Origin of the sequence: Paenibacillus dendrobii, assembly GCF_009807035.1 — a bacterium.
Classification (GTDB): domain Bacteria; phylum Bacillota; class Bacilli; order Paenibacillales; family Paenibacillaceae; genus Paenibacillus_AQ; species Paenibacillus_AQ dendrobii.
The window spans coordinates 515,016-541,343 of the sequence record NZ_WUBI01000004.1 but is presented as its reverse complement, the minus strand read 5'-3'; the positions used below and the strand labels follow the sequence as shown (position 1 = coordinate 541,343).

17 protein-coding genes are annotated in these 26,328 nt (G+C 46.0%); all 17 read right to left on the bottom strand.

Annotated elements, in window-relative coordinates; translation table 11 throughout:
- Nucleotides 1-274: 274 nt before the first annotated feature.
- Nucleotides 275-4,273: a SwmB domain-containing protein gene (locus GRF59_RS23660; RefSeq protein WP_160500165.1), complete on the bottom strand. Its 3,999-nt coding sequence runs from the start codon at nucleotides 4,271-4,273 to the stop codon at nucleotides 275-277.
- 351 nt (nucleotides 4,274-4,624) lie between these two features.
- Complete coding sequence (gene metK / locus GRF59_RS23655) at nucleotides 4,625-5,827, bottom strand: methionine adenosyltransferase (RefSeq protein WP_160500164.1); 1,203 nt, start codon at nucleotides 5,825-5,827, stop codon at nucleotides 4,625-4,627.
- A gap of 241 nt (nucleotides 5,828-6,068) precedes the next feature.
- Nucleotides 6,069-6,347: an alpha/beta-type small acid-soluble spore protein gene (locus GRF59_RS23650; protein WP_160500163.1), complete on the bottom strand. Its 279-nt coding sequence runs from the start codon at nucleotides 6,345-6,347 to the stop codon at nucleotides 6,069-6,071.
- A 147-nt stretch (nucleotides 6,348-6,494) separates the two neighbouring features.
- Nucleotides 6,495-7,040 (bottom strand): hypothetical protein, encoded by a 546-nt coding sequence (locus GRF59_RS23645; protein ID WP_160500162.1) that lies wholly within the window; start codon nucleotides 7,038-7,040, stop codon nucleotides 6,495-6,497.
- Nucleotides 7,041-7,142: 102 nt separating this feature from the next.
- Nucleotides 7,143-10,205, bottom strand: a complete 3,063-nt coding sequence (locus GRF59_RS23640) for an Ig-like domain-containing domain (protein WP_160500161.1) — start codon at nucleotides 10,203-10,205, stop codon at nucleotides 7,143-7,145.
- 445 nt (nucleotides 10,206-10,650) lie between these two features.
- Nucleotides 10,651-10,992, bottom strand: coding sequence for a hypothetical protein (locus tag GRF59_RS23635; protein WP_160500160.1), 342 nt, complete (start codon nucleotides 10,990-10,992; stop codon nucleotides 10,651-10,653).
- A 142-nt stretch (nucleotides 10,993-11,134) separates the two neighbouring features.
- On the bottom strand, nucleotides 11,135-15,007 hold the full coding sequence (locus GRF59_RS23630) for an S-layer homology domain-containing protein (protein ID WP_237391997.1): 3,873 nt from the start codon (nucleotides 15,005-15,007) through the stop codon (nucleotides 11,135-11,137).
- A 205-nt stretch (nucleotides 15,008-15,212) separates the two neighbouring features.
- Entirely contained in the window at nucleotides 15,213-16,337 is a 1,125-nt protein-coding gene (locus GRF59_RS23625) for a glycosyltransferase family 4 protein (RefSeq protein WP_160500158.1), read from the bottom strand.
- Nucleotides 16,338-16,450: 113 nt separating this feature from the next.
- Nucleotides 16,451-17,152 (bottom strand): WecB/TagA/CpsF family glycosyltransferase, encoded by a 702-nt coding sequence (locus tag GRF59_RS23620; protein ID WP_160500302.1) that lies wholly within the window; start codon nucleotides 17,150-17,152, stop codon nucleotides 16,451-16,453.
- Between the two features lie 190 nt (nucleotides 17,153-17,342).
- The gene (gene csaB, locus GRF59_RS23615; protein ID WP_160500157.1) at nucleotides 17,343-18,470 is read right to left on the bottom strand and encodes a polysaccharide pyruvyl transferase CsaB; all 1,128 of its coding nucleotides are present in this window, start codon (nucleotides 18,468-18,470) and stop codon (nucleotides 17,343-17,345) included.
- Nucleotides 18,443-20,458 carry a DUF5693 family protein gene (locus GRF59_RS23610; RefSeq protein ID WP_160500156.1) on the bottom strand — a complete coding sequence of 672 codons (2,016 nt, stop codon included), beginning with the start codon at nucleotides 20,456-20,458 and terminating at the stop codon, nucleotides 18,443-18,445. Before GRF59_RS23610 ends, csaB begins: the two co-directional genes overlap by 28 nt.
- A 78-nt stretch (nucleotides 20,459-20,536) precedes the next feature.
- Nucleotides 20,537-22,255: a phospho-sugar mutase gene (locus GRF59_RS23605; RefSeq protein WP_160500155.1), complete on the bottom strand. Its 1,719-nt coding sequence runs from the start codon at nucleotides 22,253-22,255 to the stop codon at nucleotides 20,537-20,539.
- A gap of 41 nt (nucleotides 22,256-22,296) precedes the next feature.
- Nucleotides 22,297-22,734, bottom strand: coding sequence for a 3-hydroxyacyl-ACP dehydratase FabZ (gene fabZ / locus GRF59_RS23600; protein WP_160500154.1), 438 nt, complete (start codon nucleotides 22,732-22,734; stop codon nucleotides 22,297-22,299).
- Nucleotides 22,735-23,033: 299 nt separating this feature from the next.
- Nucleotides 23,034-23,312, bottom strand: a complete 279-nt coding sequence (locus GRF59_RS30320) for a DNA-directed RNA polymerase subunit beta (RefSeq protein ID WP_160500153.1) — start codon at nucleotides 23,310-23,312, stop codon at nucleotides 23,034-23,036.
- 13 nt (nucleotides 23,313-23,325) lie between these two features.
- On the bottom strand, nucleotides 23,326-24,147 hold the full coding sequence (locus GRF59_RS23590; protein WP_160500152.1) for a flagellar hook-basal body protein: 822 nt from the start codon (nucleotides 24,145-24,147) through the stop codon (nucleotides 23,326-23,328).
- Nucleotides 24,148-24,175: 28 nt separating this feature from the next.
- The gene (locus GRF59_RS23585; RefSeq protein ID WP_160500151.1) at nucleotides 24,176-25,057 is read right to left on the bottom strand and encodes a flagellar hook-basal body protein; all 882 of its coding nucleotides are present in this window, start codon (nucleotides 25,055-25,057) and stop codon (nucleotides 24,176-24,178) included.
- Nucleotides 25,058-25,273: 216 nt separating this feature from the next.
- Complete coding sequence (mreB, locus tag GRF59_RS23580) at nucleotides 25,274-26,272, bottom strand: rod shape-determining protein (protein WP_202128853.1); 999 nt, start codon at nucleotides 26,270-26,272, stop codon at nucleotides 25,274-25,276.
- Nucleotides 26,273-26,328 lie beyond the last annotated feature (56 nt).

Genomic DNA, 26,328 nt, shown 5'->3' with positions numbered 1-26,328 from the left:
TCGTTCCCCATTGTTTGCACAAACCTACGAATCTACTGACGTTCAAACCTGTAAAAATGTTCCTTGATTTCACCCAAAAACAAGGAAAATATCCTCAAAAATCATCATAAGAGGTTACTATCTTGTAACTTCCATACATTTAATAGACTGATTTAAACCTGAAAAGTTACGGAAAAATCAGCATTTTTAGCGAAATCGGTAGAATTGGCACAAAAAAATCCCTCCCCTCATCCGTGGATGAGAGAAGGGATCAACCATATCTGTGATCTCTTGATCACATATACTGTATTTTCTCCAAAAGTCTTTGCAGCATGACTGCCGCTTGTGCTCTTGTCGCATTTCCTTTAGGCTGGAATGATTTTGCGCTAACCCCTTGAATGATTCCCTCATTTAACAGTTTAGCAATCGTCTCTGGAGACTGAATCTTCTTGTAATCATCGAACTTCTTTATATACATTTCAGGAGAATAGCTTAGCGATGTCCGGAATCCGGAATAGTTCATGGCCCGCATCATCATGATGGCCATTTCTTCGCGCGTGATCGAATTGTTCGGCTTAAAGGAACCGTCTTTATTACCTACAATGATTCCCGCCTTCACCGTCGCTCCGATAAATGCGTTCTCTTTCGTATTGGTCACGTCATAAAAACGCTGCGACGTACTGATGTCCCCAGAGAGACCTAATCCTCTTGCGATATATTCGGCAAACTCGGCGCGCGTAATATTTTTATTTGGCGCATAACCGGTTTTGGTTCGTCCATCAACGATCAGCTTTCCTGCCAACATATTAACCGCATTTTTGGCCCAGTGGTTTCCAAGATCGCTGAAGTATTTGTAAGACATGCCTCCAACGACGGTATGGTTCCCTTTAATCTTGGCCCGGAACACTTGCCGATCGCTTGTCGTTTGAATGAGCGCAGGCACAAATGTCATGGTGTCCGACGCGGAATCCCACTGGAACAACCCTACCTTATCTGCCGTTGCGGCGATGCTGCTTAGAATCCAATATTGATTGGTAACTGACAATTCTACCGAGCTTGCGGAATTACTGGAATTCACTGCTGTCACGTAGAAATCGAACGGTTCAGTAACCTTTTGAACGGAAGCTGCCGTAATTTTGCTATTCAGTACCGCGCCCGCATCTGCAGACAGCTTTTCCACTCCTATGTTCAACTGGATATTAGAGGATGAAGTATTCAAGCTTCTGGAAATCTCCGTTATATTCAGCTGACTGAGCTGCAGGACGTATATGGCATCTCCCGCCCGAACGGCGATAGCTGCGTTCTTATCCTTGCCATAAATCGTTTCCAGGGTGCTTAGCGAAATACTCGTTAGAACGGAACTGTAGCCGCTCGGAGCATTGAACATGATCATATGCGTCTTTTCATTTGCGCTGACGATATAATCAAACGAACCTTTAAGCTTGTCTGTATCCACGGTTAATTTCTTGATGAGTTGATTATTGCGGGATTTCACGTCAGTGATGATGAAAGATTGATCTGTTAACCCGAACGTGGAAGTACCAAATTCCTTCAGATCCGTAAAAGTAAGATAAGCCGGACGATTGGCATCCGTGCTGCTGCCGGTAATGAAACTGGCAACCAGCCGATTGAAATAGGACATACGGATCCCCGCGCTATCGCTGATGCCGTTCGTTCCCGGTAAATAGGTAACCTCCACCTTTTGTCCGGTTGCCACCGAGCTAGAGAGCTTGAGCGTGACTGTACTGCCGCTTGCAAAGGCTTGATTCACGCCGCGCAGCATTCCGTCCACATAGACCTGAAACTGCTCAGCAGCGACGTAGGACTGTGTCAGCAACGTTTTATTATAGGTGATTTGCAGGACATCTCCTTGAACAGTGACGGATTTAATTTCGCCCGTTAATCCGCTCTCCGAAACTTTTACCGTTTCCAGGTTGATATATCCTGCGGCATTGCCGTTCAAGTCGGTTAACCGGTTTGTACCCGGCACATAGGATACCGTTACCTTGGAATCTTTACTTAATGCCGAGGCCAAAGTAAGTGTAACCAGATTTTCTTTGATTTCTACCGTATTAACATAGTTTGGCAAACCATTCACGAGAACGGAAAATTGGCTTTTCATAGGGATATTGGTGGTACTTAGCGCCTCATTATAGGACAGCACTACTTTATTCCCGGCACCTTCTGCCGATTGGAATACCGGTGGTTTCGTATCTTGATAATTGCGTACAAAGAAGTCGCTGAATGCACTGATGTTCTGTCCGCGGTTATCCTGAAGGGCATAACTTCCCGGAGTATAGCTGACCTTCACAATCTGTCCGTCAGACACGGCACTGCTCAGCGTCAAATATAGGGTCTGCCCACTTTGTCTGATCGACTGAATTCCCATCGTTGTGCCATCTGCTTTAACGGTAAACTGTTCATAAGCATACGATGAAATACTTTTGAGCGACTGGCTGAAACTCAGGGTCACTGTGCTATAGGATACATAGCCGCTGCTAGGCTTAGGGAGCGCTGTATCGATACCATTAACCACTTCACGCTGGGAAAAGGTAGCCGCAGAGTTACCCGCTGCATCCCTGATCGGTCTGGAACCTCCATTGTAGCTGATCTTCACCGTCTGACCGACAGCAACGCCTGTTTCCAAGGATATATACACACTCTCACCGGAGGTGTAGGCACTTGAAACTTTGCGCGTTTCATCATTAACCGTTACAGTGAACATCCCATTCGAAAACCATGAGTCCGAATACAGGATTTCATTATACGCGAGCCTGATGGTTGTATTACTGTACATTTCACTGCTTTGAAGAACAGGTGGCGTCTTATCGGAGCCTATCGTTTGAAAAGTCCATGACGAGCCGCTTAATCCTGCGTAGATGTTGTTCGCATTTTGTTTGTCATAAAAAGCGCCTCTTTCTATGGTCACATAGTAAGAAGAATCCATACTATAGCTATAACCGCTGACTAGGCGAATTCGTACCTCTCTCGTGCCGTAAACGACAACCTGTGTGGGTATTTCCACATCGCTGCCAGATTTTCTGACACTTACCCTTCCGTTTCCGCGAAGAACGTCTCTATTAAAATAGAGCACCAGATCAGAATCTACAGAGACCCCCGTACTGCGGTCGGTAGGACTAAAGCTGTCCAAAGTTACTTGAGTCGTAATCGTCACCGCTGTGGCAAAGGTCCAGTCGCTTTTGGAAGATATACCCGATACTTTATTGCCCTCACCATCCAGAAAAGCTCCTTCTGAAACGAGCACGTAATAATTCGCGTTGTTTTCCAGGTACGTTCCCGTATCGACCGAGATCACGGACGAGCCGCCTCCCGATACCTGAGCGGACTGCGAAGCAATGGATCTTATCAGGGTTCCATTGCTTTTATAAATGCTTATCGTGCCATCACCGGGATAGACAGCGTTGTTGAATGTCATTTGCAGTTTACTTCCAACCGCAACACCTGTGGTTCCATTAGACGGGCTCTTGTTAATGATTGAGGTTTTCCCTGTTGTTTTGAAAAACCACTGACTGCCTACGTTTATCCCCTCGAAAATAATACCATCCTTCGTCGCCACGAATCCTTTATCCATTAAAACATAATAGCTTGTACCTTCTTCCAAAGTCTTGGACAATTTAAGGTTAAGGATCTTTCCATCAACCCCTACTTGGGCATTTCCTGTACCATTCGTTATCGTAAACGTGTCGACAGTCTGATTATTTGACGTGCGTACCAAACGAGCGCTTCCGCTTCCCAGTACCACGTCTTCATTAAAAGTTAGTGCTAATTGTGGTAGCGTAGTACTAACCCCGCTTGCGTCCTTCACAGGGTTTGTTTGTACTACATCGAACGCGTGAAGCGTTTGAAAAGCATAATCCGCCTTCAAGGACGGAGAATCATTCTGATCCTTGAACACTCCCGCATCGACCTGGACCTGATATCCGCGCCCAAAAGCTAACGTATCGGGTGCTTGGATTTGAAAGTAATACGTCATGCTATCACGGCTGGTATCCTGTGTTATTTTTGAAGGATCGATATTAACGGTCTTGGCTGAAGACGCATCAATGACCCGAATACCCGCTGAATTACCGGCTGTTCCCGCCGCAATAGAAACTGGCTTATCTGCTTTAAGTGTAACCACCGGATTTCGCGATACTCCCTCACTTCCTCCGGAAATGGATACCGTGATGACCGGATTTCCTCCAGTTGCATCTGGTGCCGCCAAAATTTTCGTACTTCCCAAATCCACAAAAGCAATAAGCATAACCAAGAAAAAAATGAGTGCTTTCCTCATGTATGTATAACCCCTACCCTTCTATATGTTTTTTCAAGCTTGAGCCAATCGGTAGCCTATCTTTTTATATACGCTTTTAAAAATAGTCGCTTATAATACTTTTTCGGTAAAAATAAGATCGAAGTTTAGCTTAGCGGCATGATTGCCTATCATCTTCATGAATCGGAATATCCAAACCCCAAAAAATTGTCTATCAAATTACCTCGACAGAAGAAAGATAGAGCTAATGGATGCTTTTCCTTGAGATTATAGAATGGTAGTTCATCACCGCCAAAAGGCTATAACTTCTAGAATCATCAAAAAAACCCTGAAAGGACGAGCGTCCTCCCAGGGTTATCTTCTACTATTATATTACAGACCCGCTTGAATCTTAAGCTCTTCCACTTTGTCCACGCGTTCCCAAGGCAGATCCACGTCTGTACGGCCAAAGTGACCGTAAGCTGCAGTTTGCTTGTAAATCGGACGGCGCAGATCCAGCATGCGGATGATGCCGGCAGGACGAAGATCAAAGTTGCCACGGATCAGCTCAACAAGCTTTTCGTCGCTTACTTTGCCAGTACCATACGTATCCACGTTGATCGATACCGGAGTAGCTACACCAATCGCGTACGCAAGCTGAATTTCGCATTTGTCAGCCAGGCCAGCCGCTACGAGGTTCTTCGCGACATAACGTGCGGCATATGCTGCGGAACGGTCCACTTTCGTAGGATCCTTGCCGGAGAATGCACCACCGCCGTGACGAGCGTAACCACCATAAGTATCAACGATAATTTTACGGCCTGTCAGACCCGCATCACCTTGAGGTCCGCCAATTACAAAACGTCCCGTTGGGTTGATGTAATATTTGGTGTTCTCATCCAGCAGTTCTTCTGGAACTACAGGGAGAATGACTTTTTCTTTGATGTCAGCCTGGATTTGCTCCAAGGTTGCATCTTCGGCGTGTTGTGTAGATACAACGATGGTATCTACACGTACCGGTTTGTCGTCCATGTACTCGATCGTAACCTGAGTTTTGCCGTCCGGACGAAGATACTCGAGAGTACCATCTTTGCGAACCTCAGACAAACGACGTGCAATCCGGTGAGAGAGTGCGATAGGAAGCGGCATAAGCTCAGGCGTTTCGTTGGTTGCAAAACCAAACATCAAACCCTGGTCGCCTGCACCGATGTTTTCCGTTTCCTTGTCCATTTGGGCAGGATCACGGTTTTCCAAAGCAGCATTCACGCCTTGAGCGATGTCAGCGGACTGTTCGTTCAAGGAGGTCAAAACCGCACATGTATTATAGTCAAAGCCATACTTGGCGCGAGTATACCCAATTTCCTTTACCGTATTTCTAACAATAGATGGGATATCAACATACTCGGATTTAGTACTGATTTCGCCGATCACAAGCACAAGTCCAGTCGCAACTGAGACTTCGCAGGCTACCCGCGCATTTGGATCATTTTCCAGGAAAGCATCAAGCACCGCATCGGAAATTTGGTCACAAATCTTATCCGGATGTCCTTCCGTAACGGACTCTGATGTAAACAGATGGCGTCCTTTTACAGACATAGTATCAACCTCCTATAAAGATAATATAAGAAAAACTTTACCCAGGCGAACTTCACAGTAAACTAGCGTGAAGTTTTTCTTGCGATTATAAGAATAATCATAACAATGGCGTAAGTATACAGTATGTCTCACATAAAAAATGAACCTTTTCCTCTAGTAGGAAAAGGCTGCATGATAATCCTCAATGGACATATTAACGTATTTGTCAACCTATGTCAACGCAAGAAGAACAGTGCTATTGTTATAAAATGCTTTGCTGAGCCTGACGAATCAACCGCTTGGTCATTTCCCCGCCAACGGATCCATTCTCACGCGAAGTGAGGTGGCCACCGTATCCGCTTCCACCAGTAAATGCTCCACCAGCTTCACCTAATTCCGAACCAAATTCCGTATCCGCAAAAGCATTGTAAGACCCACCGTAAGCTGCTCCAAGACCAAATTCTGCAGCAATTTCATACTTCATTTGATTCAGGACATTTCGCGACTCAGGGACAACTTTACGATTATTATTTCTGGCCATTTCAATACACCTCCTGCAAATTGGTACTGCAAGAGTAGTATTTGTAATTAAGTTCGCTCTAGACGTATAAATGATTGTTACTTATGGCAAAAATAAGCTTATAATCATTGAGATTTTTTACGCTTAAATTCATGACCTTTGGACTCATTATTGAATCGAGTATCCACCACGTACCATGACAATCAAATTATACTTGTTGCCTTCCTGAACCATGATTCCTCGGCCATCTCTAGGGAAAGACAGCAAATGGTTATTGCCGGCAGCTTGTCCATTGGCAATGTCTTTACCATCGGTCAGATCAGCTACACCATTTGCATCCTCACTGTAGATTACTCCCTTGCCGCTGCGGATGATGAATTCAGTTCCGGCTTTGGCAATCAGCTTTTCACCTGGTTTAAGGGTAACCACGGATACCGTATTTTCTACAACCGTCGTTTCTTTGTTGTCGGACGGATTTGTGGTTGGTGGTGGTGTTGTTGGATTGGTAGGCGTTGTTGGTGGTGTGCTTACGCCTCCACCTAGAGCTTTTTGGATTTGTTGATCTACGTAGCTTTTGGTAACGACAGGGTCATCAGCTGTTCCCGCTTGGCCCGTTGCACCAGCTCCTTGAGCGGTGATGTTGAAGATAGAGCCTAGGGCGATGCCTGCTGATACAAGCGTCGTGGCTAAAGTGATTTTCAAAATTTTCCTCATAATTTCCTCCTTATTAAGGATAATTACAAAATTACATTTTGCTTATAAAATTAAAAAGAGCAAGGGGAATAAAAATCCCCTTGCTCCTTTTCAAGAAGCTAATTAGTTTGCATTAAAAGTGCGCAGTGCTTCTTTAGCATCAACTGTGTTACCAGCTTTGTCTTGGATATATTTCGCATTTTCGCGAACTTCAATCGAATACTTACCTTCTCCAGCAGTTACGCTTGGATCAGTAATTTTAACAATAAGCTTGCTATGATTAGCTGGGTCAACCACTACTTGGAAGTAAGTGTTTTGGCCAGCAGCGCCAGTTGCAACCGGAATAGTTGCAGTACCGCCAGTCAAACGAGTAACCACGAAGTCTTGAGCAAGAAGATTTACTGGGATCGTAACATCCAAAGCTTCTGTGAAGTTAATGATTGCAGAATAAGTGGAACCAGTAGTAGTTACTGGGTATCCAGTTTGACCTTCACTCAATTTCACAGATGGAGCAACTTCATCAGCAATTGTGTAAGTAGCATCACCCACTACTGCAGGTGTAGTTGCGCTTCCCAAAGTAATGTTATTTTGTGCAACGCCTACGAACGAAGTACCAGTGAATGTTACAACCAGATTTTCATTACTGTAAACATCATCAGCAAGTTTCACAGTAATTACATCACTGTTGTTAGCAACTACATTTGTTACTGTTTTAGTATTTCCATTAACTTTTACAGAAACAGTACCAAGGTTGCCATTGAATTTAGCAACAGCTTGATCCAATTGAACTTTGATTTCTTTGCTAGAAGTCAAAGAAGCAGTATCTTTGTCACTGTTGTAAGTTTTAGAAAGCTTCAGAGTAGAGTAGTCTCCAACAGTAATATCCTTGAAGTAATTTTCAAGATAGTTACCGGAAAGATCCTTAACTCCTTGTACTTTGATTCCAGTCCAATTCAGACTGTTCACATCAATACCACCGATTTGAACTGGTAGATCGATTACTACACCTTTACCGCCTTCGATAACTGCAATGTTTGCAGAAGAAGGAAGTGCAGTCAAAGAATTATTGAATGTAAGGATGTAATTAGAATAGTTAGTCAACGACTGAACATCCATCGCTTCGCTGAAGTAAATTACAGCACGACGAGCATCATTATCAATTTTGAAAGATGCACCAGCTACCTTAGGTGATCCAGAATCATTGATCGAGAACGTAGTGGAGTAGTCAGCAAGAACGTTACCCAGTACTGTGTTGTCTTTAATGCCTTTAATATCAAGAGTATTAGTACCCTCTGGCAATTCAGAGAAGAAGTTTACCAACAGGATATTCTTAGCATCACTGGATTTCAGAGAAGCACCAGATACTTGACGTACTTTTCCGTCTTTATCTTTTACAGTGATCAATTTAGTCCAGCTTTGGTTGTCAGCGAGATCTTTGCTGAATGTAACAACCAATTGAGATTTGTTTGTTGGGTTAACACGTACATCCAATACCTCTGGACGCTCAGTGTCGATTGTAGCAGTGATTTGTTTGGATGTTTCTTTGATTTCGTTACCGGAATAGTCCTTCACTTTTTCAACATAAATTGTTGTTGCATATGTTGGAAGGGCTTTGTCTGTATCGAAATAGAATTCGTATTTGTTGCCAGAAACTCTAACAGCTTTATTAGGTTTCAGTTTGGAATCACCACGTTTGTGGTAAACGTTAGCAACATCCAAAGTATCAGGATCGATATCTTCACTGAACGTTACAGTCAGTTTTTCCAAAGTAGCAGTTGCTTCGGAAATTGTTGGAGCTGTGTTATCTTCAGCAACAGTAAATTTATGTTCGGATTTCAAAGATTTAAATGAGTTGAAATCTTCAACATTTGCAACAGAAAGAGTATGTTCGCCAACGCTCAGTGCAGTTGGAGCTTTAATAACCAGTTCACGACCATCTACAGAAGGAGATCCATAGAATCCTTGACCGTCAAGCAGGAAGCTGCCAGTCAATGTTTGTTTTACTGGCTCGCTGAACACAACTTTAACTGCTTTTGTTCCGAGACTAGTCACGCTAACAACTTCAGGAAGTTTATTGTCCACAGGAGCGAACTCATAGTTGCTTACAGAAATTGTTTTGTTTCCAGCTTTAACACCAGATACAGACAAGTTGTATTTAGCTTGGTTTCTCAGGTTACCTTCGAGAGTCAAAGTTACAGCGTTTTTAGCATCGTTTAACACAGCAGTTTTAACAGCTTGGCTGTCGCTCAGCTTGTAGTTGTCTTTCAATTCAGCAGTAGCCTTATCAACTTCACCATCAAAAGTTACTACAACTTCTTTCAGGTTGTCAGCAGCTACGTTTTGAACTTTAGTAGCGCTAGTTACTACCCAAGTAATTTTAGCTTTAATTTCTTGGCCAGCAGCGTTTTTGAATGTAACTTCTGTTTCTTTGTTAGCTTCAAGAGCTTTTTCCAAAGTTACTTTAACAACTTCGCCAGTGTTAAGTGTGAACTCAACATCTTTACCGTTGTCAGCCACTTTGTAAGAAGCTACAGAAACGTTTTTCAATTGGTCGATTGTGTAAGCAGCTTCAACCAATTGGGAGCGAGTTGCATTCGCTTGGAAGTTCAGATCTTTAGAGATCAGACCTTTGTTGATTGCAGCTTGCACATAACCTTTAGCCCAAGCAGATGCGCTGTTGTCAGCGTCAGCTGGAACTTCAAGTTTCAATGCACGAGTCAATACAGTAGCCATTTCTTGAACAGTTACTTGACCGTTGTAGTTAAAGATTTTCTTAACTGTGTCTTGACCTTCCATGATACCAGCAGCAGTTACTGCTTCGATGTAAGGAACAGCCCAGTTTTTAGCGTCGTAGCCTTTGTCTTTGTAAGACAATGTGCCAGTTACTTCTTTCAGTCCAAGAAGTTTAGTGATGACTTTCGCGAACTCAGCGCGAGTCATGTCTTTTTCCAGATGAGCGGAGCCGTCTGGGTAACCATTGAAGATTCCTTTAGCTTTCAGGGAATCAAATTTGTCTTGTACAGATACTGCCGTTGCGGAATCACCGAATGCTACAGATGCAAACATGGAGAATGCCATAGCTGTAGACAATGCGACTGTTAAAATTTTCTTCATAACCTTTTGTTCTCCTCCTTGAACTTTCATCACATTAGAGTTTTCTTTAATTGGGTAGCTCTTGTTACTCATAGTCAATGCACCCCCTTTCCCGAGTTTGAGCAAAGTTTCATATAAATGATGTCTGTGACGAAATCACAGAAACTGGTAAACTTGGAATACGACAAAAAAAGAGTAGATTCCTAATCCTACCTAAGTATTATACAATGGGGTCTAGATGCCGTAAAGAACATTTTTCTATAATATAGACATATTTCTTATACAGGTCATTGTTGGAACCGCCCACCGTAATTGACTCTACATCTTAGACGCAGTAAGTTTTGAAAAGTTGCACCTTTTTTAAAAAAATTTCAAAATTGTTACCTGCCCTCAGAATTATAACCAAACCGACAGGTTTGTACAAGAAATATATGGTAATCAAATAACCGCGACAGTTGGAAGTTAAACAGCAAAATAAAAAAAGAACGCCGAAAGGCGTCCTTTATTATTGAAAGGTAGCTGTAAAGGTTACAAAAAATTAACGAATCTTCATCGCCAATTCGATGATCTGCGCGCGCATCTCTGGGCTTGTATTCAGATTCTGATACATTTGTTCAATGGGCTGCTTGTTCTCACGGTATGTCTTCTCGTGCTTGATGGTTGTATGAGACCATTCAATAAGTTCGTTTTCGGATTTCATCAGTTCGTTATAGGCATCATGAAAGCCCGTCTCCAGTACAAGGCCTTCCATAACTTCTTGAGTAATCTCTCTGGTTTTGCGAGTCATCTCAATCTTTTGCTCCAATGTGCTGGCCTTATTCTCAAATTTGGTTTTTGCTCTCATATAGTCGAGCTGAGCCTTGGAATAGATCGGTTTCATAAGATAGCCTTCACCCTTTATACATATAAATTATCGTTCTACGACATTGTATCCTAAACTCTGACAAATTACAAAGACATGTAATTGGAAATTGAAAGAGAGGGCCCCTCAGGCCCTCTCTTTTCATGAACAAGTCTTTACCTTAGCTCAAGTTTTTAGGGAATACTTTGGTACCCTTTTTAAGCAGTTCTACGGCGATCTTACCTGCTTCCGCACGAGTCATGTTTGACTTCGGATTGAAGTTGTAAGACGGCTTCTTCTGTCCAGGCTGTGTCACAACGGCTCCTGCCATAATATTGGCTTTGGTCACCGCCTGAATGGAAGACATGGAGTAGACGTCCATCTTTCCGCTATCCAGGAATGATTTGGCCAAAGCGTCCTTCAGCTTCTGATCGGTAGGTGAAAGCTTAAGCTTAAGAGCCCGCGCGATCATCACCGCTGCCTGTTCACGAGTAACCGGCTGATCCGGAGCAAAGACTCCGTCTGTGAGACCTGTAACAATACCTGCTCTCGCAGCTGTTTCGATATGAGCATAATCCCAAGTCGTCGAGCTGGCTGTCGGTACAAGGTCAACGAACGTTTTGTTGTCGTCGTAATTCAGAGGCATGTTCAAGCCCTTCACCAGAAGGGTCGCAAATTCGCCTCTAGTCGTTTGATCATCCGCTCCGAATTGTTCAAAACGCAGGTTATTCATGAAACCTTTGGAGTACAAAGCATTCAGGATGTTACGTGCCCATGCATGGTTGGTAACGTCCGAATAGCCGCGGCTCATTTTCATAACCACATAATAACCGAATTCATCAAATGGAACCGAAACGGTGTGGCTCTTCGAATCCACTTCCCCGCCGATATTCTCCCATTCGCGTTTAGCGGTATAACGGAACACCGTAATGGTATATCCGGCTTCATCAACAACGTTTGAATTGTAAGACAGAGTCAATGTTCCCCGCTGCGAAGGAGTGATCTTCCGCTCGGATGCGATCGTTGGATCACCAAACAGTCCATTGACTGAGTATGGTGCCAGTCCATTGGTTGCCGGAGAATAAGGGGTTGTCGTTTCTCCCATACCTCCGCTAAGCCAATACACATTGGATACGCGCGTGAAATTGTTCGTTTTTGCCGTAGATCCAAATCTCAGCATATACTCATCCGGAATAGACCACGAAGGTGTACCGCTGTCTTCTCCCGTACCAGGGAAGCCGATAATGTTGCCATAATCATTGCGGCGTTCCACAATTCCATTCACTGGATCTGCAATGCCGAACAGCAGCTTGGTTTCAGGATAATACTTTTTAAGTCCGCGGATATCCGTACTTTGCATTACGGTTCCCTTTGGAAATTCCAATTGGAGGGCTTTGTTGAACACTGCGTATTTATTGGCAACCTTAGGTGCCATGTACTCAGCATCGACGGCAACAGTACCACTATAAAATACTTCTACCGTATCCGTGTTGGTGACGTTGCCTCGTTTAATCGTAATTTTGATCTTGTTGGATTTATCTTGTTTCAGTCCAACATAATCAAGAGCAAAGCGGTATTCTCCAAGGTCTGTACGCTTAACGGCTTCTTCCTTGTCGATCAGTACCGATGTAGCTCCCTCTGCTTCGATATCAAAGTGAAGGAAGTTTTTAGTAACTACGTATTTGCCGCCAACCGTCGGTTGCGGAGCAATGATACGGTACGCACTTTCTTCTCTAACCAGCTCAAGCTTTTGACTTGTTTTAGCGCCGGTTTCGTTGATCAGTTCCAAAGTATATACATACGTACCCGGCATATCCGATACAAAGTCTTGAATTCGCATCACAAAGTCTTTTTGACTGCCTGCAAATTCGTAAGTATAACGGATATTATCTGCAAAAGTTACTATTTCATTTGTTGTCGTATTTGCTGGAATATCCACCGAAAGGATGTTCTTGGTACCCAAATTCAAGTTCAGTCGCTTCGCACCGCTACCGCGAAGTACGATGTCATATGTTTTCAAGCTGGTCTTAAACTGTGTATCCTTATAAACGAAATCAGGCGTTAAGTTAAAAATTTTGGCCAGCTGTTCGTTCTTGTCGTCAAAATCACGCGATGGGAATGCAGGGCGGTCTTTTCCGATGGCCGGTTGGAACTTACTAATCGTAGATACGTTCTGATCCAGGATATAAATGCGCAGTTCCTTTTTAACCTCACGCGTTTGTCCCTTATCATCTTTCGTGGTTCCGATCAGTACGATGCGGTTTTCGCCGTATACAAACGGACCTTTAGCCGCATCTACGTCAAGATTCTGAGTGAAGTTACCTGAAGCATCAAGCCAAGAATTGTCTGTATTGATTTTAGTTCCATTCACGTACAGATCTGCCGTAAAATACGGGCTTGCAAGATCAAAATCTACATATTGTCCTTTGATCGGGAATTTTTTAGTGCCGTTTGAGTCCATTTTGTAGGATTGGCCATCCGTTAAGTTCGACACGTAAATATAGCTTTTGGACGCAAAGGAAATGACTGCATCCTTGTATGCGCTGGAACCCTCGTAATTGAACCGGACAGTCTGATTGCCGTTTTGAAAATTGCTAATTTTATAAATATACTGCGTCGTGCCTGTAATCGTCGTTACATACTGAATAGAAATGTTTTTTGATGCCAAAGGAAGGTATTGAGCCAGCAATTTTGTAACGTCACTCGGAGCGCTGTTTGTCGTCACTTGGATGTAAAAATCGCTGGAGTTCACCTTTGCGCCGTTCAGTGGCTCACCTACCGGCACATCTCCCGTACCCGTATATCCAGTTAAATACTTCAAATCGGTGATTACTGTTTTGCCTTGCATATATTCAAACTCGATTTTCTTGCTGATGGTCTTGGTGCCATAAGTAATGGAAAGATTATGGATCTGCGACAACGAGATATCACCATTAGTTTCTTTACTAAATGCAAGTGGATCAATCTTGAACGTTACAAGTCGGTAAGCCGGCGTATTTTGGGAAACAGAAGGTATAAAAATTTCCGAACCTGCTGTCGTGGTGATTTTTCCGCTATTCAACTTGATATCTTTAAAATACTCCAATCCAGGGGCCGCATTATTGTTCAGCTGAACATTGGCGGTTCCTGCAAAAGAAGCTCCATTGTTATCCGGAACTAATACTTGTACATAAAGCTTGCCGTTGTCTTTATTTTCCGTAAAAACGGGAACCTGATTGAGTACGTTTTGACCTGCATCAGAAGAATCTGCCAAATACATGCTCACAATCGGATTCTTCTCGTCATAATAATACAACTGATAGTTGAACGTAAGTGAATCCGAAGCATTCTGCACGACGAGCTTCAAATCATTCAGTCCCGGGTTGAGCTGAAGCTGAGGCGTAAAGAATGTTCCATCCTGCAGCAGCGTCGTAGCCAAAGCCGAACCGCCATTCGCCGCAATAGTTACTTTGGTCGCATTTTGGGCCTTACCCTCAAGAGTGATTTGTTGAACTGGAACGACGATCTGAGCTCCTTCGTTCAAATTCAGCTTATCCGAGCCGCCTAGAACCGTAAGCTTCTCCACATATGGAACGGTGTCAAAGAGGACATAGAACGTTTCGGAACGCTCATTCAAGCCTTGAGCGCCTGTGAAAGTAATTTTGTTAACGCCTTGGTATAAGGTCAGATTGGCCTTGAAGCGGTTATCCGGGCGCTCCACGTCAAGCTGAATAACTCCCGGAGTCACATGCGTGTTGCTGCCAACCCATTTATTTTCTTCCCAGTTCAACTGCTGTACATTCACGCCAAGTGTAGAGCCTGTAACCTTGGTGAATGTACCCGTGACGGTTAACTGCGAGTCGGTCACATGATAAAGTCTTTCACGTTTAATAATGGTTGTATCAGGTCCATCCTGTGTCAATTGCACTGTATTGCGAATGTCTTTAATATCCGGTGTAAAATAACTGGTTTGCGCATCTGGTAACCCATCGGCATGCGCCACAGGTGCCAAGCCTTGGGGCACGATCGATACAACAAGCGCCATTAAAATCATCCATATGAATGATTTTTTCATACGTTGCATGCGTCTTATCTCTCCTTTTTCATCCATGTTACTCTCTTTATCGGTTATCCAGTCCCTTTTTTGAAGGAATTTATAAGAAAACCCCCTCATTCAAAGTACCTTTTTTTCCTTTTTCTTCAAATAAAAAAGCATCCACCTTTTCGTACCAGTGGATGCTTTCTTTGATATAAACGATATAAGAGCCATTTGATTTTCACTATTTCGAACCGCGCTCCGCACTTGCTTTCATTCTTAATCTTGCAACCAAATCCAGAATCGGACGTTTCGTCTTGCCAACTAGGCCGATCACTTCCGCGCCAATCTGCAGGAAGAACATCATGACGCAGATGACAACGAAGGTGACCCAATTCGCTTCATACATCGCGGCAGAAGACTGAATGACAGCCAGTACGCCGAAGAATGCGGCGATGCCATATACGATGAGAACAGACTGACGGTGGCTGAAGCCAATTTCCCGCAGACAGTGATGCAGGTGCCCTTTGTCCGGAGCAAAAATCGGTTTCTTCTGAATCCAGCGCCGCACGATCGCGAAGAACGTGTCCGATAGCGGTACGCCGATAATAATCAGCGGAGTAATAAAGGATACGATCGCGATTTGCTTAAATCCAAGCATCGAAAGCATGGCCAGGCAGAAGCCCAGGAACAGCGAGCCCGTATCTCCCATGAAAATCTGTGCCGGATGAAAGTTAAAGAACAGAAAACCGATAATGGCTCCAAGGAGCAGCAAGCAAATGAGCGCTACCGTCCAGTTGCCCATCAGCAGTGACATGACCAGAATCGTACCTATAGCAATTCCGGATACCCCGGCAGCCAGACCATCCAGTCCGTCAATCAGATTGATGGCATTTGTGACGCCTACAATCCAGAAGATGGTGAGCGGTATCGCAATCCAGTTCTCGAGCGATGAATACGTATCGTTAAAAGGTATATTTACAAAATCAACTTTGATGTCAAATCCGAATACGACCACGCATGCAGCGATAATTTGGCCAAGCAGCTTTACTTTGGCTGACAGTTCAAAACGGTCGTCGAGAGCGCCGATCAGTACGATCAGTGACCCGCCAAGCAAAAAGGCCTTAATAAAGTTCGTATCCCGAATGGAAAAATGGTCCGCGACAAATGGAAGGACGGCAAACATGGACAGCATAAATGCCAGATATATCGCCAATCCGCCAAGCCGGGGCATGATTTTCGTATGCACTTTTCGGGCGTTCGGGACATCCACAGCGCCAATTTTAATCGCAAATTTTTTCACCAGCGGCGTTAATAGCAGTGCCAAGGCTAATGACACAATGCATCCGATGATGGCTATCATTAACATGTTTCGTTCAACCCCCATTTTCTTTACCGGATTGAATTATACTCTCATCAAAAAAATAAAACCAATCCTGTTTTTCAGCAAAATATCGGGTTTTTGCGGCTCATTTCATTCTTTTATCTCGGTTTTGTCATGTTTTCTTTATCCCGCATCACTTTTAGTGCGAATTTCGGCAGCGCAAGCATTCTCGATGCCCTTGTCGGCTCTCGCAGAAGGCGATAAAGCCATTCCGCACGAAGTTTTTGGAATAGTTTGGGCGCACGTTTGGACTTGCCCGAGATCACATCGAAGCTTCCGCCAACGCCCATCATCAGGGGTACGCCCAGTTGCTTCTTATAGCGCGCAATCCAGGGCTCCTGCGTGTCTGCTGCCCGTGCAACGAACAGGAGATCAGGGGCCGCTTTTCGGATATCAGCAATCACTTCCGCATCCTGATCTTCTTTAAAATAACCATCACGAAATCCCGAGATTTCAACTCCCGGATACTTCAAATGTAACCTTTCAGCAGCCGCCTGAATCACTTCCGGCGTAGAACCGAGCAGATATACCTTCCAATGATAGTCTTCTCCAACCCTCATTAATTCATGTAAAAGATCGAAGCCTGCTACTCGCTCCCGTACGGGTGTTTCCGTTCTGGAAGCGGCCCACACCACTCCGGTACCGTCTGGTACAAGCATTTCCGCATTCTTCATGACCTGCATGTAATCCGGCTCTTCCAGAGCCTTCATAAGCATGATCGGATTGGCCGTAATGATCTGAAAAGGTTGTCGTTCTTCAGATTGCACGATCTGGGCTAAATACTTAACAGTGTCTTCCATGCCCAATCTGCTGACCTGCAGACCGTAAATGGAAACCGTAGGCACTTGTTCTAATGAATTCACGGTTGTATCACCTTGTCCTTTGCTGATGAGAAAAACATCTATCGACGTAATTCATTGAAGACAGACCACACTTAGCGGTAGTTTTTCTTGCGATATATGGAAGCATAGGCATTGAAGTTATACTTTCTTATCTCTTCAAAAAATCAATGATATGCTGCGCTGGAGCCTCCGCTTCCTGTTTCAATCTGTTGATGCTCGGCTTATTTGCTTCCTTCCAGGTTTCGGCACCTGTTAATAGATGAGAGATCTCAGACGCCAGCTTACCGGGATCAAGCGAGCTGCTTGTTCCTACCGGAGCAATTTCGAGCCTTTTTAAGAAATGATCGATTTTAGGATCGTAGGATACCCCGATGAGCGGTACGAGCTGATTCGCGGCGTAGATCAGACTGTGAAGTCTCATGCCGATCACGAGATCACAGCGCCCCACTTCCGCCAGCATCTGCCGGGGATGAACAGCCTCCCTGCAAACCGATACCTTGCTGCCGCCGGAGGCAATATCACCAAGCTGCTGGATGATTTCCTGCGATGCCTTTTCGTCATTCGGAAAGTAGAAGGGAAGGAACCGCAGATGCACCGGCTGCTTCTCGCAAACTTGGCGAAGTCCCTCGGCAATTCCTTTGAGCTCTCTACGCCCTGGATCCCAGTAGCGAACGGAAATCCCGATAACAGGCAGCCGCTGACCCTTCTCAGGTTCTATAGAAGACAGGTTCTCGGATTCAGGCGTCAAACCCAAGACCGGATCCGGTACCACGTGAATGCGGCTGTTTTGCAGCCCCATGCTTTGAAGCAGCTCCGAAGATTGCACGTCGCGCACCGAAATGTATTCACATTTTTTAAAAACATTTTTAATCATCGGATTAAACAGTTTCCGGTTCACCGGACCCACACCCTGGGAGTAAATGAACACGGGCTTTTTCAACCACTGAGCCAACTTGATCACACCTAAGTAATAAGGAATGGTCTTTGGACTGGTCGCATCCTGCAAAAGGCTGCCGCCGCCGCTGATAAGTCCACTGCTATTCTTAAGAGCTTGTCTCACTTCGCCCAGTTTCATGCGGTGGACCGCCTGCACGCCATAGGTAGAGGAGGTCCATTCCGGATCGATGGAAAGCACGACAGGATTGATCTGAATGCCCTCCTGCTTGCCCTTCTCCTCCAGAGCCGTCAATATCGATTGCAACACGGCCTCATCGCCGCTGTTCTTGAAGCCGTAATATCCCGAGATGACTATTGTCTTTTGAGGCGAGGTGACCATTTTTTCCAACACCCTTCTGCGATTTGCCATACCAAGATGGCGATCAGTCCGAGGATAAATCCAATTCCGAGACCAAGCAGGTCACGGGCGAATGAAATTTTCATCGGTGAGTGGATATGGGCAAAGGTATCTACCATGGACAGCTGTCCGATGACAGCGAATATCATGATGAAAATCGCGTTCCGATATCTCACTGACAGGAACAGACCGAGCAGGAACAACGGATGCGCGATAATTTCCTTATTCCGCGGACGCACGTGGAATGTATTTTCCAGGAACGGACGGATAGCCATCTCAATAGAGCTGACCTTGCCTCCGTTGCCCGTGCGGCTTAAGTAATAGAATCCGATAGCACCGATCAACACGGCTGCCACAACCCACACCAGCGTAATCGGTGTTTTGAACAGTTTGCCGATTTGTTGAACCGGACGGCCGCCGCGATACAAGACGACAAATACGGCAATCAGCAAAATAGGTGCCGCATGCAGCAGACTCACGCCGCGGAACTGACTCAATACCAGGCTATACGTAATATTATTCAGCAGAGCAATCACGAACGGAATGGCAGCCATAGAAATAATGGACGTCTTGATGAAGAGCACGATCGACGCAGTCAGACGTCGTCCAGTCGCCATCTCAGCGTTCGTCGCATTGAGCGAGTTCACCTTCCGGATCGCCAGAATCATCGCTACAGTCGGGCCGCTGATAGCCACAAGCAAGGCCAGTGCCTGCTCGAACAGTGTAGGTTTCAAAACATATAATCCCGCACTGCCGATCATTCCAAGAACGAAAGCCAGCAGCGTAAGAGAAGGCAGGAAGTAGGAGACCAACAGCGAAATAAAAGCAACTCCGCCAAGAACAACTACCAGTTTAAAATAACGTTGTGCCGATGAATCGGTGATATGGAAAGCTTCCGCGCGTCCCATCTTAAATCCGTTATTCTCCATCTGCTTAATCGCGTGACCAGGCTCGTCCAATCCTTTGATTAAATTATCAATGGAATCCGTTACCATGGCTTTGGATGCATTCTTACTAGGTGCTGTGTTGATATAAATCATACGAATATTCCGATCTTTGGTAGCCAAAGCAAATCGGTCAGCAATTGTCTTTTCATCGAGATTGGCATCCTTGTCACTCAAGGAATACAAACGAACCACATTATAATCGATGGAATACGCCAGCTTCGCGATACCCGCTTGAGGCTTCTTCGTATTCTCGATCGCCGCAATGCCGATACCGTGCTGATTGAGCAGGTTCGAGAAGCTTTGCAGGCTGTGCTTGTCTACGTTGTCGTTGAAGCCCTTGACCGAATCTCCTTCAAACAAGATACGCTTCACGCCGTTTGCCTCATAATAAGCCAGCAGCTTCTCCATGGCATCTTGATCATAAGGAAGGCTGTCCGACATCCGTGGAACGATATTAAATCCTTTGCTGCGCAGCATTTCAAATGAAATCGGATCTGGCTGCATCGGTTTTAGCGCGGCATCCTCCGGCGATGTTTCCACAATCAGACCCTTCTGGTTATGAAACTCCCAAGGTTTCACGTTAATGCCGATACTCGTGAACGTATCTTCAATGAGAGGTGTTAACCGGCCCGCATTCTCTTCATTGGTAAACAGAATGTAAGTGAAGTTCTCGTCAGTCGGCACAACGCTCTGCGTCATTTGCGCAATATCCTGGGCATTGTACACCATCAGCCGACGGCTTTTCTTAAAGTCATCCAAAGTGCTTTCAAACATCGCCATGCTGGTAATGCCGGCAGCCTTCAACTTATCGAGCTGTTCCTGTATGAACTGCTCCGGATGCGAATGGTAGGAAGCTACCTCGGTCAAGCCTCGGTAATTGAATACCAGCTCCACGTTGTTTGATGATGATTCCGTTTGATACCGGTCATATGCAACCGGCAGTGCGGCAAGTATGCCAAGAACGACCAGGATCCACAGCCATTTGCGCGATACCGTGCCGAAGTGCTGCCATTTTTGATGCACCAAAAGTACCTCCTCGTTATAACTCCGCAAAGCCACAGCGGTCGCGGCGGCCTTGCAGACTATCCATATCTTGAATTATTAAGCGTCTACCCGCGCCATGACTTCAGCCGCAAGCTTCTGAATCCGCTCTTCGGCATCAGCCAGCGAAGATCCCCGTACCGCAAAATATACTTTGATCTTCGGTTCCGTACCGGATGGGCGCAAGCAGAACCATGAGCCGTCATCCAGCATATATTTCAGCACGTTTTCCTGAGGCAAGCCGTTCAGACCCTTAGAGTAATCCAGAACTTCCTTCACGGATGCTCCGGCAACCTTCTCCGGCGCATTTGCGCGCCAGTCGGTCATTTTCGCCTGAATTTGAGCCAGACCGTCCTTGCCCTTCAACGTGCGGGATTCCAACATTTCGCGGAAATATCCAAACTGTTCATACAATTCCCGAAGCACATCATACAACGTCTTGCCTTGCGCCTTGTAATAGGCTCCCGCCTCACAGATCAGGAGCGAAGCAAGCACGGCATCTTTGTCGCGGGCATAGCTGCCAGCGAGATAACCATAGCTTTCCTCATATCCGAATAAATACGTATGACTGCCGGTTTTTTCGAATTCGGTCATTTTCTCGCCGATATATTTGAATCCGGTCAGCGTGTTGAAAATCTCAGCCCCATAGTGACGAGCAATGGCAGCTCCCATTTCGCTGGTTACGATCGTTTTGATGACCGCTCCGTTTTTAGGCAGTTTGCCTTGTTCTTTGAACTGGCTCAGCAGGTAATGAATCATAATAGCGCCGGATTGGTTACCGGAAAGCACTTCATATTCGCCAGCATCATTCAGCACGACAGCGCCCATCCGGTCGCAGTCCGGATCTGTTCCAATCAGGATGTCTGCTCCGATATCCTTGCCGAGCTTCATCGCCAGCGTAAAGGCCTCCCGCTCCTCCGGATTAGGGGATTTCACGGTCGAGAACTCAGCGTCGGGCTGTTCCTGCTCTGCAACAACATGAACATTCGAGAATCCGACCTTCTCAAGCACGCTGCGCACGGGAATGTTACCTGTTCCATGCAGCGGGGTATATACAATTTTAAACTCTTGGCCTAGCTTCTTCCGGATCAGATCCCGGTTAACGCTGGTTGCGGCGACAGTGTCCGTAAAAGCCTCATCATCTGCCTCACCAAGCCAAACCAACAGTCCCTTCTCTTCTGCTTCGGACTGTTCAAGTCGTTTCACCGAAGCAAAAGAATCAACCTCCTGGATGTAGCCAATGACCTTCTCGGCTTGATCCGGTACAAGCTGACCGCCTTCGGCGTTGTATACCTTGTACCCGTTATATTCCGGGGGATTATGGCTTGCCGTGACCACAATGCCGCCTGTAGCTGCTAAATGGCGCACACTAAAAGAAAGCTGAGGCGTTGAACGCAGGGAAGGAAAGAGCTTCGCTGTTATGCCGTTGCCCGCAAGCACCAGCGCGGCTTCGAGCGCAAATTCCGGAGAAAAATGGCGTGAATCGTGAGCAATCACAACCGATGGCTTACCTTCTGCCTGGCCGTGCTGCTCCAATATGTAGCGTGCAAAACCCTGCGTTGCCTTACCGACGGTATAACGATTCATCCGATTGCTTCCTGCGCCGATGATGCCGCGAAGACCGCCTGTTCCGAATTCTAAATCTTTATAGAAACGGTCTTCCAGCTCCTGCGTTTGCTCATGCAGGCCCTGAAGCTCCTGTTTGGTCTCTTCGTCAATCGAAGTATCCGACAACCACCGTTGTACATTCTCTTCTGCCGATTTGCTTAATTGTGTCATAGTGCTTCCCCTTTCACCGTTACGGTTGTTTGGTATCGTATTTAGGCTTTGGAAGGATCGGACAAAGCGAACATAATCTCACCTTCAGCAACAACCTTATCCTCAACCTTGGCAATGGCATGCCCCTTGCCTATACTACCTTTTAACCGAGTTATCTCCACTTCCAAACGAAGCGTATCCCCGGGTACAACCTGTCCCCTGAAACGGAAGCCGTCAAGCCCTGCCAGAAAGCCAATTTTGCCTTTATTACTCTCTTCCTGTAAAATTGCGGCAGCCCCCACTTGAGCCAAAGCTTCGGTGATTAGGACTCCTGGCATTACCGGATATTCGGGAAAATGGCCAGTAAAAAACGGCTCGTTAATCGTCACATTCTTAATGCCGACTGCACGCTTGCCAACCTCCATTTCCACAATCCGATCCACCAGCAAAAATGGAGGACGATGAGGAATAATCTCCATAATTTCTTTGACATTTAGCACGACATCAAATCTCCTTCCGAAATTGGCAATTTAGGCTGTTTAAGCCTTTAAATCCTGCTATTTTGCATAAAAACACGAATATACGGAAAAAACTATAGTTATCCTTCACCAACTGCAGAAGTGAAGGTTCAGATAAGGGGCTCTTTCCGCAAGCCACGGTCTAACCGCAGTGGCGCGGACGGGGCCCTTTTGTTGACCCCAAGTCCCCCATCATTATACATTTTCCGAGCCAAAAAAGAAAACTCCCCCAGCCGAGCGGGGGAGTCTTATAGTCCATCTGTGGATATAGCTCACTGGCGTTAAGGAGCAAAGACCAAGTCGATGACGTGCTGCCATGTCTTCCATTCGAAAACCTCTGACAGGCTTTGCTTGCCAATGACTACGTATCCGACAGTCATTCCTCCTAATAAAGCGAGCAGCAGGAACAGCGGAATCATCCAACGAATGACAATTCTCCAGCGAGCCGTCTTTCTCCTGGCCGGCTTCTGGTTATCCCCATCCGATCCGGTCTTTGCGGGCGGCTCTTTTCGGTTCTGGATTCTCGTCAGCTTGTCAGCAGGCTTATTGTTTTCATTCATAGCCGCTTCCACCTTAACCCCGCATATTGTTGGCCAGGTTCATCATCATGTCGCTCGAAGTAATTGCCCGTGCAGCCAACTGGTAGGCGCGCTGCATTTGCATCATATCCGTAATTTGGCTCATATAGTCCACATTGGATTTCTCCAGGTAGCCTGAGCGGATCGAGGTACCCTGAGGAATGCCGCCACCCGTAGGCGGTGTCTCAAACACTTGATTCTCCGTCAAGCTCGTCGGAACCACGAAGAGATTTTCGTCCATCTGCTGAAGCGCATCCTCACGAGACGGCTTAAGCACTTTGAGCGTATCTGCTGCCGTAATGGTGCCGTTCTCGTCCACCATCACCCGCCCATGGGAATCAATCGCTACCTTAGCTTTATCCGATACCTTGATATGTTCATCTTTATCATTCAGCACAAAATATCCTTGATTATTCAGTAACACCATGGAACCTGGCTCGCTTGGATCGGGAGCAAAGTGAAAGCCCCCCTCCCGTGTATACGCACGATTTCCATAAGCTTCAACCGCGAACATGCCGCTGCCCTCGATAGCGAGGTCTAACGGATTGTTTGTCTGGTCCATAGGCCCTTGGGTCATATCCCGTGTGACATCTCCCGTACGGACGCCGTATCCGGTTGTATATCCCAGAGGTGAAAATCTGCCCTGCTGCTGAAAATCTTTAGGCTGCTGCATGACTGAAGTCAGCGTATCCTCAAAAGAGGTCTGCTTCTGTTTATATCCCACCGTATCCAGGTTCGCGATGTTGTCAGCAATGACATCCAGTTTCCGCTGAATGCTGTTCATGGATACCAATGCGCTGATCATGGAGTTATTCATCATAAACCTCCCTTATGCCTCGTCGGCCTTATACCTTGCCTACTTCATTAACGGCTTTATCCAAGCTTTTATCATAAAATTGAATGACCTTCTGATTGGCCTCATAGGCACGCAGTGCCGTATTCATGTCCACCACAACCTCGGACGCATTCACGTTCGAGCTCTCAAGGTAGTTTTGACGCACTTCCACCCTATCGTTTATGCCAAGTGCACGGACATCGGCTCCCTGCGGATCATCGATCCGGAATACGCCTTCGCCGTCACGCACCATTTGGTAAGGCTGGCCCACGACGGACACACCGATTCGCTGCCCTCGTGCTCCAGTATTCGGGTCTAGAACATACCCCTGCTCGTCCACTTTAAAGCTGTCCACAGAGCCTGTCAACACAATTGGCCGGTTATTGCCATCCAATACCTGGTAGCCCGTTGAAGTCAGCAATCTTCCGTCCGTACTGACCTTGAAATTGCCGTCTTTCGTGTAGCGTGTCTGTCCATCCTGATCTTCCACCGTGAAGAAAGCTTCAGGCTTATAAATGACATCTCCGTTAGCACTGAGATATTTGCCCGAACCGTCAAACGAAATGTTTTGTCCGGTGGCAGGATCCGTCATTTCCATATCGGAAACCAGCGCAAAATCCGTCGGATTGCTGCTAGCTTTGATGACACCCTGCTGATACATCGACAAAGCCTCTTCCGCAAACACACCCGTGTTCAGCTTGCCGATGGTTGAAACAGGCGCATCACTGGTTCCGCCCAACATTGTCAGCAACATTTCCGGAAAAGACCGGGCAACGCTATTTACCTGTTTGTATCCGGGCGTGTTCACGTTGGCTAAGTTTTGTACCGCTGTATCATGTCGGTTCTCCTGGGTCAGCATACCGGCGGCGGCTGTGTATAGTCCTCTAATCATGCGAGTGGGGCACCCCTTTCATGGTTGTGCTATCTAGTCCAAATTCCTGTGCTAGCATCATCCGGTTTTATAATAAATGGGTCGCGATAAACCCATAATTTCATTTAGCATTATAGATAGAACAAAATCTCGTTTTGTTACCATCACCATTTAATGATGTGGTGTTGTAGATGCTCTACCTATTTCTTCTTTCATTTATTTATATATATCGGTGGCTTAGAACGATTTCTTAACCACTTTATCCAAATTATCCAGCATAATGCCTGTGCCCTTAACGACACAATGCATCGGATCCTCTGCGATCAGCACCGGAACGCGAAGTTCCTCGGCCAGCAGCTCGTCCAGTCCGTTCAGGAGCGCTCCGCCGCCTGTCAGAATAACGCCACGGTCGATAATGTCCGCTGATAATTCCGGCGGTGTGCGTTCCAGTACCGATTTGGCTGCAGTCACGATGGAATATACCGGCTCCCAGAGAGCTTCTTGGATTTCACTAGAGGAAATATTGACCGTAAGCGGCAGCCCGGACACCATATCGCGTCCACGGATATCCATTTCTTCCTGGCGTCCTCCCGGACGCACGGTTCCGATGTTGATCTTGATATCTTCGGAGGTGCGCTCACCGATCAGCAATTTATATTTATTCTTGATATATTTGACGATGGACTCGTCGAACTTGTCCCCCGCCATTTTAATAGAAGAAGCGGTCACGATGTCGCCCATGGAAAGCACAGCAACATCCGTTGTACCGCCACCAATATCAACTACCATATTACCGCTAGGTTGGAAAATATCCATTCCCGCACCAATTGCCGCGGCCTTGGGTTCTTCTTCCAAAAACACATCTTTAGCCCCACTACGTTCGGCTGCCTCACGGATCGCTTTCTGTTCAACCGACGTAATATTGGTCGGCGCGCAGATGAGAATGCGGGGACGACTGCTCCAACTGCGTCCTCCGACACGGTCAATAAAATATTTAAGCATTGCTTCCGTAATGGCAAAGTCGGCGATAACACCGTCACGCAACGGACGGATAGCCACGATGTTGCCCGGAGTACGCCCCACCATTCTGCGTGCTTCTTCACCTACGGCAAGGACTCGTTTGGTGTCACTTTCGATCGTCACGACGGAAGGTTCGTCAAGAACAACTCCCTTTCCTTTGACATGTATCAGCACGTTAGCCGTGCCCAGATCAATCCCAATATCCTTGCTAAACATCATGAAAAGAGCCCCCAAAGTCATATTTTATGGTAAAAGAGTCCCTGAGCCTTTTG